The following is a 15,537-nucleotide window of genomic DNA, read 5'->3' as shown; positions in this document are numbered from 1 at the left end:
AATCCGTAGGAGCTGCCGAAGGCTGCGATCTTTGGCGTTTTACTTGGGATAAAGCGGCGGCAAGCCACTCTCGCCTACCGGATCCTGCACTCGCTCCGCCGCCGGAATAGTACGGATCGCCCGCCACAAATCCTCGCCCTGCCAATGCTGTCCGGTCTCGCTGTACAGCGCGCCGTTCAACCCGTCCAACGCATCCGACAACGGCACGAACCGCGCGGCCATGTCTGCCAGTGTCTCCGGTTGTTGCCGCGCCCAGGCATCCAGTGCCTGGCGGGTGGCGTGCGGGTCGTTGGCCTGGCTGGCGCGTTTGATGTCGTCGAGCAGGGTGCGCGGGCTCGGGCCGGTCTGGGCGGCGCGGTGGACTGCCGGTTGCCAGCGGGCGCGCCACCAGAGGCCGAAGCCGAGCAGGGTGGTGCAGGCGAGGATCAGGGTGCTGAGTTTCCACCACCACAGGGTGTCGTTGTCGGGTGTGCTCGGTTGCAGGGTGCCGGCCGGGGTGTCGATTTGCAGGCTCGGGTTGTTCGCCACTTGCAGGGTGCGTGCGGGCAGGCTGCTGTGTTCGAGGTGGTCTTCGAAGGTGTTCCACCAGACGACGTCGACGGTTGGCAGGTCGATCGCGCCGCTGCGGCTTGGCACCAGGGCTTCGCGTTCTTCACGGCTGCCGATGATGCCGCGGTCGCTGCTCTGGTTGCTCAGCACCGGTTGATCGGGGTAGCGGCGCAGGCCGTTGACGTCGGTGGCGGGCAGGGCGGGCAACTGCGAGCTGGCGAGGCCTTCGACTTTCAGGGTCAGGCTGCGGGTCAGGGAATCGCCGACCTGAGTGTGATCCGGTTCCGGGCTCCAGCTTTCGCTGAGGCTGAGACTGCGTGCCGGCAACCATGGTGCGTCGACCGGGTAGGTCAGCGGTTTCGGTTTGACCGTCAGTGGGATCGACGCAGAACTGACGCGCATCAGTTTGCCGGGCTTCGGTCCCGAGGCGTCTGCTGATGGCGCGGTATCGACCAATGTGGCGCTGAAGGTCTGCGGGGCGATCGTCAGCAGGCCGCTGTGTTGCGGGTAGATCGCGTAGCGCATCTCGATCACGCCGTGGCGCAGGCCGTTGATGTCTTTCTCGTAGGTGCGGGTGTCGCCAAGTTGTTCAATGCGCGCATCGGCGATTTGCAGCGGGCTCAGGCTGCTGTCGTCGTACAGCGAGACTGAATGATAGATGCGCAGGGTCAGGATGGCCTGGGCCTGTACATAGACGCTGGTCTGATCGAGGCTGGCTTCGATGAACACCGGATCGAGGCTGTTCTTGTCTTCGCGGTGATCGCTGGCAAACACCTGCACGGTGATCGGCTGGCTATGCGCTTCGCCCAGTTGCAGCGGCGGAATAGTTACGCTGCCGTTCTCTTTCGGCAGCAGGGTGATGATCCAGCGCGTGGTCGCACGGGTGTCGCCGTTGAGCGTGTTGAGCTGGTTGACCTGACGCGTGCCGCGCACTTCGAACAGCGCTTCCAGCGCCGACAGGTCAGGCTTGCCGAACTGGGTGACGTCATCAGTTTCGAGGGTGAGCTCGACCGTCTCGCCGGAGTTCAGGCGACTGCGATCCACGCTGGCGGTCAGCTCGGCCGCCTGAGCGGTAAACGTGCTGATCAGCAGGGGCAGCAAGAGAGCGGTGAAGCGGGTCATCGAATGTTTTCCTGATCCTGATGTTGTTGCTGTTCGTACCAGAATTTGCGCCTGAGCAGTTCGCCCGGGTCGTCCGGGATCTTGCCCAGCCATTGCTCGAGCGCCTGACGCTGTTCGCCTTCGAGATTGTTCTCGCTCGGGCGCAGGGTCGGCACCGTGTCGGTTTCCTCTTCCTCGTTGCTGCCGGGTATTTCGTTGGGGCCTGGCAGCGGCGGGGCGGTCGGAGGTGGTTCGCTGGCGGACTCGGCCGGTTGCGCCTCGCTCTGGGTTTCGCTGGTCACCGCCGGAGGGGGCGCGGTGGTCGGCGAGGGCTCATCGCCGGGCAGACTTTGTTGGTTCGGCTGGTTATCCGGTTCGGTCGGCGGCGGGGCGTTTTTCTGCTTCAGCAGGTTTTCCACCAACGCCTTGTTGGTCTGCGCCGGACGCAGATCCGCTTGCAGTTCCAGCGCCTGTTCGTAGGCGTCGATTGCTGCTTCCAGCTCACCGCTTTTTGCCAGGGCGTTGCCACGATTGTAGTGGGCGCGGGCATCGCTGCCCTCGGCAAAGCGCTGAGCGGCGCCACTGTAGTCGCCGGCCTCGTACAACGCCACCCCTTGCCACTGATGATCATCGAAATGCTGCGCGGCCTCGGCCGGGCGCTTCTGCTTGAGCAGGTGCAAACCCTGCTGGTCAGGGCGCAGCCACAAGTCTTCGAAGTCGAAAGCGTAGCTCGGTTGCGGCAGGCACCACAGCAGCGGCAGGCAGAACAGCCAGCCGCGACGCCCGGCACAGGCCGCCAGTAACAGCAGCGGCAACAGCAGCCAGTAACCCTGATCGGCCCAGGTGTCGAGGCGCACGGTCTGGCCATCGTCACGCAGGCTGCGCGGGCCGTTGAGCAGGCCAAGGGCGCCGAGATCAGCCTCGTCGAGTCGCGCCGGGTGATACTCGCCGCCCACGCTGTTGAGGAAAGTCGCCAGGCCCGGGCTGTCGAGTTGCGGCACGCGGATCGCGCCTTGTTCGTCCTTGAGGAAACTTCCGTCCTCCTGGGCAATCGGCGCACCTTCGGCGGTGCCGATCCCGAGCATCAGCAGTTGCGTCGACTCGCCATTGAGCGCACGGCGAATACCGCGCCGTTCCTCCTCATTGAGCGACGAACCGATCAACAGAATCCGTCCCTCACCCAGCGCACCTTGCTTGAGCAAGGCCAGTGCCTTGCCCACCGCCAGATCGGCGCGGTGACCGCTCTGCGGCATCAGCGACGGTTTGAGTGCATCGAGCAGATTACGGCTGGTCGCCAGATCATCCGACAGCGGCACCAGCGTGTGCGCGCTGCCGGCATAAACCACGATGGCGGTCTGTGCATCGCTGCGTGCCTGCAACAGGTCGAACAGCTTGCGCCGCGCCTGCTCCAGACGTGTTGGCGGCGAGTCGGTGGCGAGCATCTCTGGCGTCAGTTCGAGCACCACCACCAGCGGATCGGCGGGTTTCTGGCTGGTCTGTTCGACGCGCTCCCAGCTCGGCCCGAGCAAGGCCAGAATGGTCAGCAGCCAGGCCACGCCGAGAGCGATCCACGGCAATTTGCTCTGGCGCCCGCTGCCACCACTGAGCAGGGCCGCGTGAAACGCTGGTGGCAGAATCATCTGCCAGCGACCGGCGCGCTTCTGCCGGTGCCAGAGTTGCCAGAGCAGCCAGCCGAGCAACGGCAACAGCAACAGCCACCAAGGGCGGAACCAGTGCGGCCAGAGCGCGATCATCGGCGCCTCCGCAGACGCAAACGTTGCAGGCGCTCACGCCAGTCCGGCAACGGACTTTGCAAATACAGTTGCTTGCTGAACAGGCGTTGCAGCGGGTTGTCCGGCCACAATTCGCGAACCACCAGCAACAGGCTCAACCACAGCGCCAACGCCAGCGGCCAGTGATACAAGGCCTGCGCCGGGCGTGCCTGAGTCGGTTGCTGGGTCACCGGCTCGAGCTGATCGAGGGTGTCCTTGATCGCTTGCAGCTCTTTGCCGTCGTGGGCGCGGAAGTACTGGCCGCCGGTGACTTCGGCAATGGCCTTGAGCGCCGGTTCATCCAGGTCAAGGCTCGGATTGACCCCGAGCAGGCCGGTCGAGCCGCTGTCCTCGGGATTGGCGCCGATGCCGATCGGATAGATTCTCACGCCTTCGCTGGCTGCCAGTTTCGCAGCGGTCAGGGGATTGATTTCGCCGCCATTGTTGGCGCCGTCGGTGACCAGAATCAGCACGCGACTTTGCGCCGGACGCAGACGCAGGCGTTTCAAGGCCAGGCCGATGGCATCGCCGATCGCGGTGTTCTTGCCGGCGATACCGATCCGCGCCTCATCGAGCCACACCCGCACGGTGCGCCGGTCAAAGGTCAGCGGCGCTTGCAGGTAGGCCTGACTGCCAAACAGGATCAGACCGACGCGGTCGCCATCGCGGCTTTCAAGGAAATCGCCGAGCAAATGCTGCACCAGCGACAGGCGACTGACTTCTTCGTCCTGCCACTGCATGTCGGGGAAATCCATCGAGCCGGAGACGTCCACTGCCACCAGCAGATCACGGCCACTGGCGGCAATCGGCAGCGGTTCGCCGAGCCATTGCGGGCGGGCGGCGGCGATCAGCAGGATCAGCCACAGCAAGATAAACGGCGCCTGCTGCCGCCACGCCGGCAAGTTGGCGCGGGCACGGCGGCGGGCGAGGCCTTCGAGGTCGGCGAGGAAACTGACTTTCAGCGCCGGCTCGCCGCTGTCGGCCACCGGCAGGACCAGACGCATCAACCACGGCAGCGGCAACAGCACGAAGATCCACGGCCAGGCGAACTCAAACATGTTTGCGAATCCACGTGTCGACGGCCTGGGTCAGGCCGGCGATGGCTTTGTCGTCGAGTTTGCATTCCGGTTTGTACGCGCCTTCGACCAGCACCATCCAGCGCGTCAGGCCGGCAGCGGGGCAGCGGTTGTCGAGGAAGGCCAGCCATTTGCGCCCGTTGAGGGTGTGGCTCTGGCTGTACGGATAGTGGTTGCGGCACAGGCGTTTGAGCAGGCCGTTGAGTTGTTGCAGCCAGGCACCGGCCGGGGCGCCGTCGTAGGGCTTGGGCATTTGCGCCAATTCGGCGAGGGCGGCGATGCGCACTGGGTCCAGCGGTTGCTCGGCGCGCACCACCGGGCGTTTCTTTATCGGAATGAAACGGCGCAGCTTCCACACGGCGAAACCCAGCAGCGGCAACAGCAGAAGCAGCAGCCACCAGCCCGGCGCCGGCGGCCAGAAGGCAATCGGCGGCGGTGAGATCAGCGGTTGCAGTTGCTCGAGGCCGTTCATCGACCTTTCCCCGGACGCTGCGGGTTCAAGAACTCGCGCATCTGCTCGACCATTTCGCTCTGCGTACTCAACGGCATCAGCAACACTCGCAGCTTTTGCGCGAGCAATTCCCAGCGAGCGATGCGCGCTTCGGCCTGGGCGCGGTAGGTCTGGCGCAGGTCGAAATTCAGCGTGTCGATTTCCAGCTGTGCGCCACGCTCGGCGAAGCGCAGCAGGCCGGCGGCGGGCAAGGCGTGATCGAGTGGATCGGACAGCGGCAACATCAGCAGATCGCAATGCCGCGCCAGCAGGCTCAGTTGCTGCTCGGCGCTGTCGGACAACGCGCGCTCATCACAAATGACGATGGCCAGACTGCCCGGCCGCAGCACTTCCCGCGCGCGGCGCAGGGCCACGCCGAAGGCATCGCGATCCGGCTCGCGCTCGCTGTGCAGCGACTGATTGACCTTGACCAGGCGGTTGAGCAATTGCAGCAGGCTCTGCTTGCTGCGCCGCGGCTTGATTTCGTAGTGCTCGTTGTCGCCGAACACCAGCCCGCCGACGCGATCGTTGTGCCCCAGCGCCGCCCAGCCGATCAACGCCGCGACTTGTGCCGCCAGCACCGACTTGAACATCAGCCCCGAACCGAAAAACAGCCGCGTGCTCTGTTCCACCATGATGAAAATCGGCCGCTCGCGCTCCTCATGGAACAGCTTGGTGTGCGGCTCCTGCGTGCGCGCGGTGACGCGCCAGTCGATGGTGCGCACATCGTCGCCGGCCTGATACACCCGCACCTGGTCGAAGTCGACGCCACGGCCACGGAATTTCGAGTGATGCAGGCCGATCAGCGGGCTGCGCTGACTCGGCGTGGAAAACAGTTGCACCTCGCGCACGCGGTGACGCATCTCGATCAGCTCGGCGAGGCTGATGCGGATACCGGGTTCGGGGGGCAGGGCAGCGTTCATGGGGGTCAAGCGACGGCGACGACGTCGAGAATCCGCTGCACCACGCGGTCCTGATCGATGCCAGCGGCTTCGGCTTCGAACGACAGAATGATGCGGTGACGCAACACGTCGAACAGCACGGCCTGAATGTCTTCCGGGCTGACGAAGTCGCGACCGGCCAGCCAGGCGTGGGCGCGGGCGCAGCGATCCAGCGCGATCGAACCGCGCGGGCTGGCGCCATAGGCGATCCACTCGGCCATTTCCGGGTCGAACTTGGCCGGGTTGCGCGTGGCCATGACCAGTTGCACCAGGTATTCCTCCACGGCGTCGGCCATGTACAAACCGAGGATTTCCTTGCGCGCGGCGAAGATCGCCTGCTGGCTGACCCGACGCTCGGGCTTGGTCTCACCGTTCAACGCCTCGCCACGGGCCTGCTGGAGGATGCGGCGTTCAACGGCGGCGTCGGGGAAGCCGATCTTGACGTGCATGAGGAAACGATCGAGCTGGGCTTCCGGCAGCGGGTAGGTACCTTCCTGTTCGATCGGGTTCTGCGTCGCCATCACCAGGAACAGCGGCGACAGTTCATAAGTGCTGCGCCCGACACTGACCTGACGCTCGGCCATCGCTTCGAGCAGGGCCGATTGCACCTTGGCCGGCGCGCGGTTGATTTCGTCCGCCAGCACGAGGTTGTGGAAGATCGGCCCTTGCTGGAACACGAAACTGCCGGTTTCCGGGCGGTAGATCTCGGTGCCGGTGATGTCGGCCGGCAGCAGGTCGGGGGTGAACTGAATACGATGGAACTGGGCTTCGATGCCCTCGGCGAGTTCTTTGATCGCTTTGGTCTTGGCCAGACCGGGAGCGCCCTCGACCAGCATGTGGCCGTCGGCGAGCAGGGCGATGAGCAAGCGCTCGATGAGTTTTTCCTGGCCGAGAATCTGCGTTGAAAGAAAGGTTCGCAGCGCCAGCAGCGCTTCACGATGTTCCATCGGTGACTGTTCCTGGAAAAGGAGTGGCCAGGGCGTTCGGATAACGCCGGGGCTGGGGGCGTTACTTTAATCCATCGCGGGGGGCGGCGACTAACGGCATTTTGTGCAAAACAGCAAAAGATCGCGGCTTTTGGCAGCTTCCCGGTTGGAATACGATCACCTGCAGGAGCTGCCGAAGACTGCGATCTTTTTTGATCTTTCGTCAGCAGGAAATTCATCGGGCGGCAGTTCTGGCCCTATCGCGAGCAGGCTCACTCCTACAAGGGATCGTCGTACACCGTACTGTGGGAGCGAGCCTGCTCGCGATAGGGCCAGCCCGGACACCATCAAACCTCGCTGATGAATGTCCCTGTCCCATCGAGAATATTCTTCAGCGTCTCGACAACCTCATCCATATCCACCATATCCGGGTTAAAGCTGATCTCCAGCACGTCGTCCCCATTCAACGCATCGGCATCCGCCGCAGCGATTTCGATCTTCAGCAGATTCGAAGTCAGCGTGACCTTTACCCCGTCCAGCGTCGAAGGCTCGCCATCCAGGGTGATCTCCAGCTCATCCTCATCCGGATAACGGCTCATCAGGAACATCTCACCCTTGTCGCTGTGGCAGCAGAGCATGGCCATGTTGTCTTCTTCGTCGTCGCACGGGTTGACGATCAGTAGGGCGGTGGTCATTTGCATGGGGTAAATCCTGGGCAGTGGCGGCGTTAAACCTGTTCGAAGGCGCGATTTTGCCAGTCTCTGCTCATTCGCGCTGCCTGCATCGGCAAAAAGTGGCAAAGCAGGACATTTCCGTCGCCCACTTCCGAGTAGCGAGAAGGGGAAATCCGACGTCAGCGTAAGGCAATTACCGGATGCGCAAAATTCGGGCGTAATTGCGATTTTTCGCTTGTGATAGCCACCTTTTTATCGGTAGTTTCGCCACTCTTGCGCAATGGAGTGCGTTACCCAAACCCCAAAAAGGACCTTTGCCATGACCCAATATTTCGAACGCGCCGAAGAAATCCGCCACTTGTCCGATGAGCAGATCGAGGAGATCTACAAGCGCTATCTGGAAGGCGAGAAAACTGCACAACTGATGGAGGAGTTCCAGATTCCTTCTACGGTGCGCAGTCTGCTCAGGGTTCTGCCACCGATTGTCAGTGCAGACCTCACCTGCCCCTATTGCGAATTGCCGATGTGGGTGCGACGACACGCCAGAGGCACGCCGCTTTCGCTGCGCAGTACCTTCAAATGCGTACGCTGTGAACACCAGCACAGCGTGACCGGCGCCAATCGCCGCCACACCACGTGCAACTGCAAGGAATGCTTCAAGTTGCGCCAGCAGCAACTGGCGGCCCGGGCCGCGCGGGACCGTTTGGAGCTGGAGGCGCGATATGCCGCGCGAAAACCTGCAGTGCCTTACGCCAATCTGGGGTTTGTGCAGAAGTTGACGTTGCTCGCCTTGCTGGATGACGGCTATGGCGCCAACGTTGAATGGATTGCGCCGCTGAATGCGCCATCCAGAGAGGAACTGCTCGCCCAGACTTATGAGACTCGAGAAGAGTTGCTCAAAAGCCTGCATGAAGCCGGGGTGCTGGCGGTTTCCACCGATTCCGACATCAACGCGTTCGATCGCAGTGAGGGCTGCAGCATTCGCGAGTACAGCGCGGTGCGTTGGCTGCCCAACGTCACGCTCGACGGCGCCGCGCGCAGTACCCGAGAGAATCTGTACCTGATGCTGTATCAGGAGTTGTCAGGCAGCGTACAAGCTGCCTGGAAAAGCGAAATCTATTCGCTGGTTTTCAGTCTGGCCCGCGAAGAGTCCATTCAATACATCCGTGTGTTGGCCCATGAAGTGGACTTCGCCTTCACGGCCGAAGCCCGCGCCGAGGAGGTGGTCGGGCAGTTGCTGCAGGACTTTTCGGTCAGCCAGCTCTATTACTTCGCCCGGCTGGCAGTGAGAAACGCCGCGCATTTCTATGCCACCGGCAATTCCAAAGGGCGCAGTCACGCCTCCAACACCATTCCACGCAACATGCTGGGCACGGCGCAGGACGCGCTGGCGCGCAACTGGCGCAAGAATGCCCATCGCGATGCGCGGGTGCCGCAAACGGCCTTGCAGCGGTTGCTTTACGACGTCGTGCTCAAGGACAGTGGCGCCGGGTTTTCCAAATCGCCGGGCATGTACTGGCGTGACGAACTGGTCCCGCAATTCTTCAGCGCCGTAGCGTTCGACAGCGACTTGCTCAGCCATCTGCGCCTGTTCTGTCGCGAATGTGATTCGAGCAACATCGACGCCAGCATGGACAAGCAGATCCTGCAAACGATGTGCTACGACTGCGCCACGGTGAGCAAATTCAGAGCCTTTGAGGAGCTGCCAGACTGATCCGCGTCATCCGCTGGCGCTGAACCGGATGCCACGCTCAGGGTCGATAAAAGGGCCTTGGGCGTTTTCGTTTCCGGATATGTAACGTTCCGGGCGACCGTACTGGCACGAAAGTCCCGTGAAACCGGGGTTTAGAGCCTGCGTTTCAGCCCACGCCTGCTAGTGTTGAAGCAGGCGAAACCCTGCATTTACGTGCCAATGACCGAATATGTCGCAGCACCGCAAGCAGACACATTGTCGCACCCATTAAGCTGCGCAACGGATGAGCACCCGTAAAGGCATTGCTGGCGGCGCTGGCAGTCGCTTTTGCAGATGCTCATTCATGGAAGGTGAATGTGACCTGAGTGTCCCGTCCAGCTTCACCCACCTGTCTCCCTGTTTCCTCTGCCCGAGAATCAGGAACAGGGCGACACGAGGCCCGAAAGGGCTGTTGCACGCGACGCTTTCCATCAATAACAAGCTTAAGCGGAGTACCACAGATGGCGTTCTTCACCGCAGCCAGCAAAGCCGACTTCCAGCACCAACTGCAAGCGGCACTGGCGCAGCACATCAGTGAACAGGCACTGCCACAAGTGGCGCTGTTCGCTGAACAATTCTTCGGCATCATTTCCCTGGACGAGCTGACTCAACGTCGCCTCTCCGACCTCGCTGGCTGTACTCTCTCTGCGTGGCGCCTGCTTGAGCGCTTCGATCACGCGCAACCGCAAGTGCGTGTCTACAACCCCGATTACGAACGCCACGGCTGGCAGTCGACCCACACCGCGGTCGAAGTGCTGCACCACGACCTGCCATTTCTGGTCGACTCGGTGCGCACCGAGCTGAACCGTCGCGGCTACAGCATTCACACCTTGCAGACCACCGTGCTCAGCGTACGTCGTGGCAGCAAGGGCGAATTGCTGGAAATCCTGCCAAAAGGCAGCACCGGCGAAGGCGTGCTGCACGAATCGCTGATGTACCTGGAGATCGACCGTTGCGCCAACGCGGCCGAGCTGAACGTGCTGAGCAAAGAGCTTGAGCAGGTGCTCGGTGAAGTGCGCGTCGCCGTTGCTGACTTCGAGCCGATGAAAGCCAAGGTGCAGGACATCCTCACCCGTCTCGACAACAGCGCTTATCCGGTTGATGCCGACGAGAAGAACGAAGTCAAAAGCTTCCTGGAATGGCTGGTGGGCAACCACTTCACCTTCCTCGGCTACGAAGAGTTCGTGGTCACAGATCAGGCCGATGGCGGCCACATCGAGTACGACCAGAACTCCTTCCTCGGCCTGACCAAACTGCTGCGCACCGGCCTGACCTACGAAGACCTGCGCATCGAAGACTACGCCGTGGCCTATCTGCGCGAACCGACCCTGCTGTCGTTCGCCAAGGCCGCGCACCCGAGCCGTGTGCACCGTCCGGCCTACCCGGACTACGTGTCGATCCGTGAAATCGACGCCGACGGCAAAGTCATCAAGGAACACCGCTTCATGGGCCTGTACACCTCGTCGGTGTATGGCGAGAGCGTGCGGGTCATCCCGTTCATCCGCCGCAAGGTCGAAGAAATCGAGCGCCGCTCGGGCTTCCAGTCCAAGGCTCACCTGGGCAAGGAACTGGCGCAGGTGCTCGAAGTGCTGCCGCGTGACGACCTGTTCCAGACCCCGGTCGACGAACTGTTCACCACCGTGATGTCGATCGTGCAGATTCAGGAACGCAACAAGATCCGCGTGTTCCTGCGCAAAGACCCGTACGGTCGCTTCTGCTACTGCCTGGCCTATGTGCCGCGCGACATCTATTCCACCGAAGTCCGCCAGAAGATCCAGCAAGTGCTGATGGAGCGCTTGAAAGCCTCTGACTGCGAATTCTGGACGTTCTTCTCCGAGTCGGTTCTGGCCCGCGTGCAGCTGATTCTGCGCGTCGATCCGAAGAACCGCCTCGACATCGACCCGGTGCTGCTGGAAAAAGAAGTGGTCCAGGCCTGCCGCAGCTGGCAGGACGACTACGCCGCACTGACCGTCGAAAGCTTCGGCGAAGCCCATGGCACCAACGTGCTGGCCGACTTCCCGAAAGGCTTCCCGGCCGGTTACCGCGAGCGCTTCGCGGCGCATTCGGCCGTGGTCGACATGCAGCACCTGCTGAGCCTCAACGAAAAGAATCCGCTGGTGATGAGCTTCTACCAGCCGCTGGGCCAGGTCTCCGGCCAGCGCGAGCTGCATTGCAAGCTGTATCACGCCGACACGCCGCTGGCGCTGTCCGACGTCCTGCCGATTCTGGAAAACCTCGGCCTGCGCGTACTGGGTGAATTCCCGTATCGCCTGCGCCACACCAACGGCCGCGAATTCTGGATTCACGATTTCGCCTTCACCGCCGCCGAAGGTCTGGACCTCGACATCCAGCAACTCAACGACACCCTGCAGGACGCGTTCGTGCACATCGTGCGTGGCGATGCCGAGAACGATGCGTTCAACCGTCTGGTGCTGACCGCCGGTCTGCCATGGCGCGACGTTGCGCTGCTGCGTGCCTACGCCCGTTACCTGAAGCAGATTCGTCTGGGCTTCGACCTGGGTTACATCGCCAGCACGTTGAACAACCACACCGACATCGCTCGCGAACTGACCCGGTTGTTCAAGACCCGTTTCTACCTGGCGCGCAAGCTCGGCAGCGATGATCTGGAAGACAAGCAGCTGCGTCTGGAACAAGCGATTCTGACCGCACTGGACGATGTTCAGGTGCTCAACGAAGACCGCATCCTGCGTCGTTACCTCGACCTGATCAAAGCCACCCTGCGCACCAACTTCTATCAGACGGATGCCAACGGCCAGAACAAGTCGTACTTCAGCTTCAAGTTCAACCCGCATGCAATCCCTGAACTGCCGAAGCCAGTGCCGAAGTTCGAAATCTTCGTCTACTCGCCACGCGTTGAAGGCGTGCACCTGCGCTTCGGCAACGTCGCTCGCGGCGGTCTGCGCTGGTCCGATCGTGAAGAAGACTTCCGTACCGAAGTCCTCGGCCTGGTAAAAGCCCAGCAAGTGAAGAACTCGGTCATCGTGCCGGTGGGCGCGAAGGGCGGCTTCCTGCCTCGTCGCCTGCCACTGGGCGGCAGCCGTGACGAGATCGCGGCCGAGGGCATCGCCTGCTACCGCATCTTCATTTCCGGCCTGCTGGACATCACCGACAACCTCAAGGACGGCGCGCTGGTGCCGCCGGTCAATGTCGTGCGTCATGACGACGATGACCCGTACCTGGTGGTCGCAGCGGACAAGGGCACTGCAACCTTCTCCGATATCGCCAACGGCATCGCCATCGACTACGGCTTCTGGCTGGGTGACGCGTTTGCATCCGGTGGTTCGGCCGGTTACGACCACAAGAAAATGGGCATCACCGCCAAGGGCGCGTGGGTCGGCGTACAGCGCCACTTCCGCGAGCGCGGCATCAATGTCCAGGAAGACAGCATCACCGTGGTTGGCGTCGGCGACATGGCCGGCGACGTGTTCGGTAACGGCCTGTTGATGTCCGACAAGCTGCAACTGGTCGCTGCGTTCAACCACATGCACATCTTCATCGACCCGAACCCGAACCCGGCGACCAGCTTCGTCGAGCGTCAGCGTCTGTTCGACCTGCCGCGTTCGGCCTGGACCGATTACGACACCAGCATCATGTCCGAAGGTGGCGGTATCTTCTCGCGCAGCGCGAAGAGCATCGCGATCTCGCCGCAGATGAAAGAACGCTTCGACATCCAGGCTGACAAGCTGACCCCGACCGAACTGCTCAATGCCTTGCTCAAGGCGCCGGTGGATCTGTTGTGGAACGGCGGTATCGGCACCTACGTCAAGGCCAGCACCGAAAGCCACGCCGATGTCGGCGACAAGGCTAACGACGCGCTGCGCGTGAACGGCAACGAGCTGCGCTGCAAAGTCGTGGGCGAGGGCGGTAACCTCGGCATGACCCAACTGGGTCGTGTGGAATTCGGTCTCAATGGCGGCGGTTCCAACACCGACTTCATCGACAACGCCGGTGGCGTGGACTGCTCCGACCACGAAGTGAATATCAAGATCCTGCTGAACGAAGTGGTTCAGGCCGGTGACATGACCGACAAGCAACGCAATCAGTTGCTGGCGAGCATGACCGACGAAGTCGGCAATCTGGTGCTGGGCAACAACTACAAGCAGACTCAGGCCCTGTCCCTGGCGGCGCGCCGTGCTTACGCGCGCATCGCTGAGTACAAGCGTCTGATGAGCGATCTGGAAGGCCGTGGCAAGCTGGATCGCGCCATCGAGTTCCTGCCGACCGAAGAGCAACTGACCGAGCGCGTCGCGGAGGGCCACGGCCTGACTCGTCCTGAGCTGTCGGTGCTGATTTCCTACAGCAAGATCGACTTGAAAGAGCAGCTGCTCGGTTCGCTGGTGCCGGACGACGACTACCTGACCCGCGACATGGAAACGGCGTTCCCGCCGACCCTGGTCAGCAAGTTCTCCGAAGCCATGCGTCGTCACCGTCTGAAGCGCGAGATCGTCAGCACCCAGATCGCCAACGATCTGGTCAACCACATGGGCATCACCTTCGTGCAACGACTCAAAGAGTCGACCGGCATGAGCCCGGCGAACGTGGCTGGCGCTTACGTGATCGTGCGTGACATCTTCCACCTCCCGCACTGGTTCCGTCAGATCGAAGCGCTGGACTACCAGGTTTCCGCTGACGTGCAACTGGAGCTGATGGACGAGTTGATGCGTCTGGGGCGCCGTGCCACCCGCTGGTTCCTGCGTGCCCGTCGCAACGAGCAGAACGCTGCCCGTGACGTCGCGCATTTCGGTCCGCACCTGAAAGAACTGGGCCTGAAACTCGACGAACTGCTCAGCGGCGAAATCCGCGAGAACTGGCAGTCGCGCTATCAGGCCTACGTCGAAGCCGGTGTGCCGGAATTGCTGGCGCGTATGGTTGCGGGCACTTCGCACCTGTACACGCTGCTGCCGATCATCGAAGCGGCCGACGTCACCGGGCAGAACCCGGCCGAAGTGGCCAAGGCCTACTTCGCCGTCGGCTCTGCGCTGGACATCACCTGGTACCTGCAACAGATCAGCGCGCTGCCGGTGGAAAACAACTGGCAGGCCCTGGCCCGTGAAGCGTTCCGTGATGACGTCGACTGGCAGCAGCGGGCGATCACCATCTCCGTCCTGCAACAGGGCGACGGTTCCCAGGACGTGGAAGCACGCCTGGCACTGTGGATGGCCCAGCACGAAAGCATGATCGAGCGCTGGCGCGCCATGCTGGTGGAAATCCGCGCGGCTAGCGGCACGGACTACGCCATGTACGCAGTGGCCAACCGTGAACTGCTGGATCTGGCGTTGAGCGGGCAAGCGATCGTGCCTGCTGCCACCGCGAATGCCGAGCTTGAACTGGCGTAAGTAGTGGCTGAATGAAAAAGCCCCGCTCTCGAAAGAGGCGGGGCTTTTTCTTGTCCGTTATTCAGAACGCATCGGCGCAGCGGAAGGCGAAAGCAGGCTCACTCCTGCAACGCCGCCACCTGTACATCCTCCTGCTGATGTATGGCTGATCACCCGGCCATCAGTTTTCCAACGGGATAAGCACCTGCTCATCCGGCGCCAGCACCATGAACACCAGCAACTTGGCAGGCTTGGTCGAGCTGGCGTTTTTCGACACCAGATGCTCGGAGCCGGCCGGCTCGTACCAGAACTGGCCCTTCTTGTAGGTGATCGCCTGTTCGCCCTTCACTTGGGAAATTATTTCGCCATCCAGCACGTAGGCCATCGCGGTGCCTTCGTGTTTATGGGCGATCGAGGACTGGCCGGGTTTGTAGTCGACTTCGATCATCATGGCTTTCTTGCCGGGGGCGTTTTTCAGCAGTTGTTCCTGCAGGACGGTGATTTTCTCGGACGGATCGTGGGCCATCGCCGATGCGGACAGGGTGAAGGCGAGGGCAGCGGCGAAGAAGGGCAGGGCTTTCATGGCGGGTTACCTGTGAGGGTTGAGGTGTAATCACAGTAGGCCGCAAAGGGGCAGGTTCAAACGGCCAATATTCGGGAAGATCAGGTGACCAATCCAGGCAAGACGAGAAACCGTGGCGAGGGAGCAAGCTCCCTCCCACAGGTGTGTGCTAGACGATGGGAAAGCTGTTGCTCCTGCGGGCCGGGTCAAACGGCCAATGCGGGAAGATCAGGTGACCAATCCAGGCAAGGCGAGAAACCGTGGCGAGGGAGCTTGCTCCCGCTGGGGTGCGCAGCGCCCCCAAACCCGGCAATCCGATTCCTTCAGGAGAATCACTTCGGCCGGTTTGACGACTGCTGCGCAGCCGAGCGGGAGCAA

10 protein-coding genes are annotated in these 15,537 nt (G+C 62.2%); 2 read left to right on the top strand and 8 right to left on the bottom strand.

Translation table 11 applies throughout. The features are described from left to right. Window positions 1-39 precede the first annotated feature (39 nt). The 7 genes from DCO47_RS19955 to DCO47_RS19925 form a co-directional block, all read right to left on the bottom strand. Entirely contained in the window at window positions 40-1,671 is a 1,632-nt protein-coding gene (locus tag DCO47_RS19955; RefSeq protein ID WP_116658753.1) for a BatD family protein, read from the bottom strand. Then, window positions 1,668-3,404: a tetratricopeptide repeat protein gene (locus DCO47_RS19950; RefSeq protein WP_116658752.1), complete on the bottom strand. Its 1,737-nt coding sequence runs from the start codon at window positions 3,402-3,404 to the stop codon at window positions 1,668-1,670. Before DCO47_RS19950 ends, DCO47_RS19955 begins: the two co-directional genes overlap by 4 nt. Continuing rightward, entirely contained in the window at window positions 3,401-4,480 is a 1,080-nt protein-coding gene (locus DCO47_RS19945; protein ID WP_065616203.1) for a VWA domain-containing protein, read from the bottom strand. Before DCO47_RS19945 ends, DCO47_RS19950 begins: the two co-directional genes overlap by 4 nt. Beyond that, window positions 4,473-4,970 carry a DUF4381 domain-containing protein gene (locus DCO47_RS19940; RefSeq protein ID WP_065616204.1) on the bottom strand — a complete coding sequence of 166 codons (498 nt, stop codon included), beginning with the start codon at window positions 4,968-4,970 and terminating at the stop codon, window positions 4,473-4,475. Before DCO47_RS19940 ends, DCO47_RS19945 begins: the two co-directional genes overlap by 8 nt. Beyond that, window positions 4,967-5,911: a DUF58 domain-containing protein gene (locus DCO47_RS19935; RefSeq protein ID WP_065616205.1), complete on the bottom strand. Its 945-nt coding sequence runs from the start codon at window positions 5,909-5,911 to the stop codon at window positions 4,967-4,969. Before DCO47_RS19935 ends, DCO47_RS19940 begins: the two co-directional genes overlap by 4 nt. Before the next feature lie 5 nt (window positions 5,912-5,916). Beyond that, window positions 5,917-6,876: a MoxR family ATPase gene (locus tag DCO47_RS19930; RefSeq protein ID WP_007913915.1), complete on the bottom strand. Its 960-nt coding sequence runs from the start codon at window positions 6,874-6,876 to the stop codon at window positions 5,917-5,919. A gap of 326 nt (window positions 6,877-7,202) precedes the next feature. After that, on the bottom strand, window positions 7,203-7,556 hold the full coding sequence (locus DCO47_RS19925; protein ID WP_116658751.1) for a hypothetical protein: 354 nt from the start codon (window positions 7,554-7,556) through the stop codon (window positions 7,203-7,205). Window positions 7,557-7,848: 292 nt separating this feature from the next. On the opposite strand from DCO47_RS19925, the gene DCO47_RS19920 reads away from it, so the two are divergent. Together DCO47_RS19920 and DCO47_RS19915 are read left to right on the top strand one after the other, a co-directional pair. Further along, window positions 7,849-9,243: a hypothetical protein gene (locus DCO47_RS19920; protein ID WP_064363426.1), complete on the top strand. Its 1,395-nt coding sequence runs from the start codon at window positions 7,849-7,851 to the stop codon at window positions 9,241-9,243. A gap of 479 nt (window positions 9,244-9,722) precedes the next feature. Then, complete coding sequence (locus DCO47_RS19915) at window positions 9,723-14,618, top strand: NAD-glutamate dehydrogenase (protein WP_042606793.1); 4,896 nt, start codon at window positions 9,723-9,725, stop codon at window positions 14,616-14,618. A 160-nt stretch (window positions 14,619-14,778) separates the two neighbouring features. On the opposite strand, the gene DCO47_RS19910 is transcribed toward DCO47_RS19915, so the two are convergent. Beyond that, a complete protein-coding gene (locus DCO47_RS19910) occupies window positions 14,779-15,180 on the bottom strand; it encodes a cupin domain-containing protein (RefSeq protein WP_064363424.1) in 402 nt (133 codons plus the stop codon). Window positions 15,181-15,537 lie beyond the last annotated feature (357 nt).

Origin of the sequence: Pseudomonas sp. NDM, from assembly GCF_003105095.1 — a bacterium.
Taxonomy (GTDB): domain Bacteria; phylum Pseudomonadota; class Gammaproteobacteria; order Pseudomonadales; family Pseudomonadaceae; genus Aquipseudomonas; species Aquipseudomonas moraviensis_A.
The sequence above is the reverse complement of the archived record's forward strand: the minus strand, read 5'-3'. Positions and strand labels throughout refer to the sequence as shown.

What these genes read in the sequence shown, in the direction of transcription:
- DCO47_RS19920 (WP_064363426.1), top strand. Translation starts at nt 7,849, where the DNA reads ATGACCCAATATTTCGAACGCGCCGAAGAAATCCGCCACTTGTCCGAT.
- DCO47_RS19910 (WP_064363424.1), bottom strand. Translation starts at nt 15,180, where the DNA reads ATGAAAGCCCTGCCCTTCTTCGCCGCTGCCCTCGCCTTCACCCTGTCC.
- DCO47_RS19955 (WP_116658753.1), bottom strand. Translation starts at nt 1,671, where the DNA reads ATGACCCGCTTCACCGCTCTCTTGCTGCCCCTGCTGATCAGCACGTTT.
- DCO47_RS19935 (WP_065616205.1), bottom strand. Translation starts at nt 5,911, where the DNA reads ATGAACGCTGCCCTGCCCCCCGAACCCGGTATCCGCATCAGCCTCGCC.
- DCO47_RS19925 (WP_116658751.1), bottom strand. Translation starts at nt 7,556, where the DNA reads ATGCAAATGACCACCGCCCTACTGATCGTCAACCCGTGCGACGACGAA.
- DCO47_RS19930 (WP_007913915.1), bottom strand. Translation starts at nt 6,876, where the DNA reads ATGGAACATCGTGAAGCGCTGCTGGCGCTGCGAACCTTTCTTTCAACG.
- DCO47_RS19950 (WP_116658752.1), bottom strand. Translation starts at nt 3,404, where the DNA reads ATGATCGCGCTCTGGCCGCACTGGTTCCGCCCTTGGTGGCTGTTGCTG.
- DCO47_RS19915 (WP_042606793.1), top strand. Translation starts at nt 9,723, where the DNA reads ATGGCGTTCTTCACCGCAGCCAGCAAAGCCGACTTCCAGCACCAACTG.
- DCO47_RS19945 (WP_065616203.1), bottom strand. Translation starts at nt 4,480, where the DNA reads ATGTTTGAGTTCGCCTGGCCGTGGATCTTCGTGCTGTTGCCGCTGCCG.
- DCO47_RS19940 (WP_065616204.1), bottom strand. Translation starts at nt 4,970, where the DNA reads ATGAACGGCCTCGAGCAACTGCAACCGCTGATCTCACCGCCGCCGATT.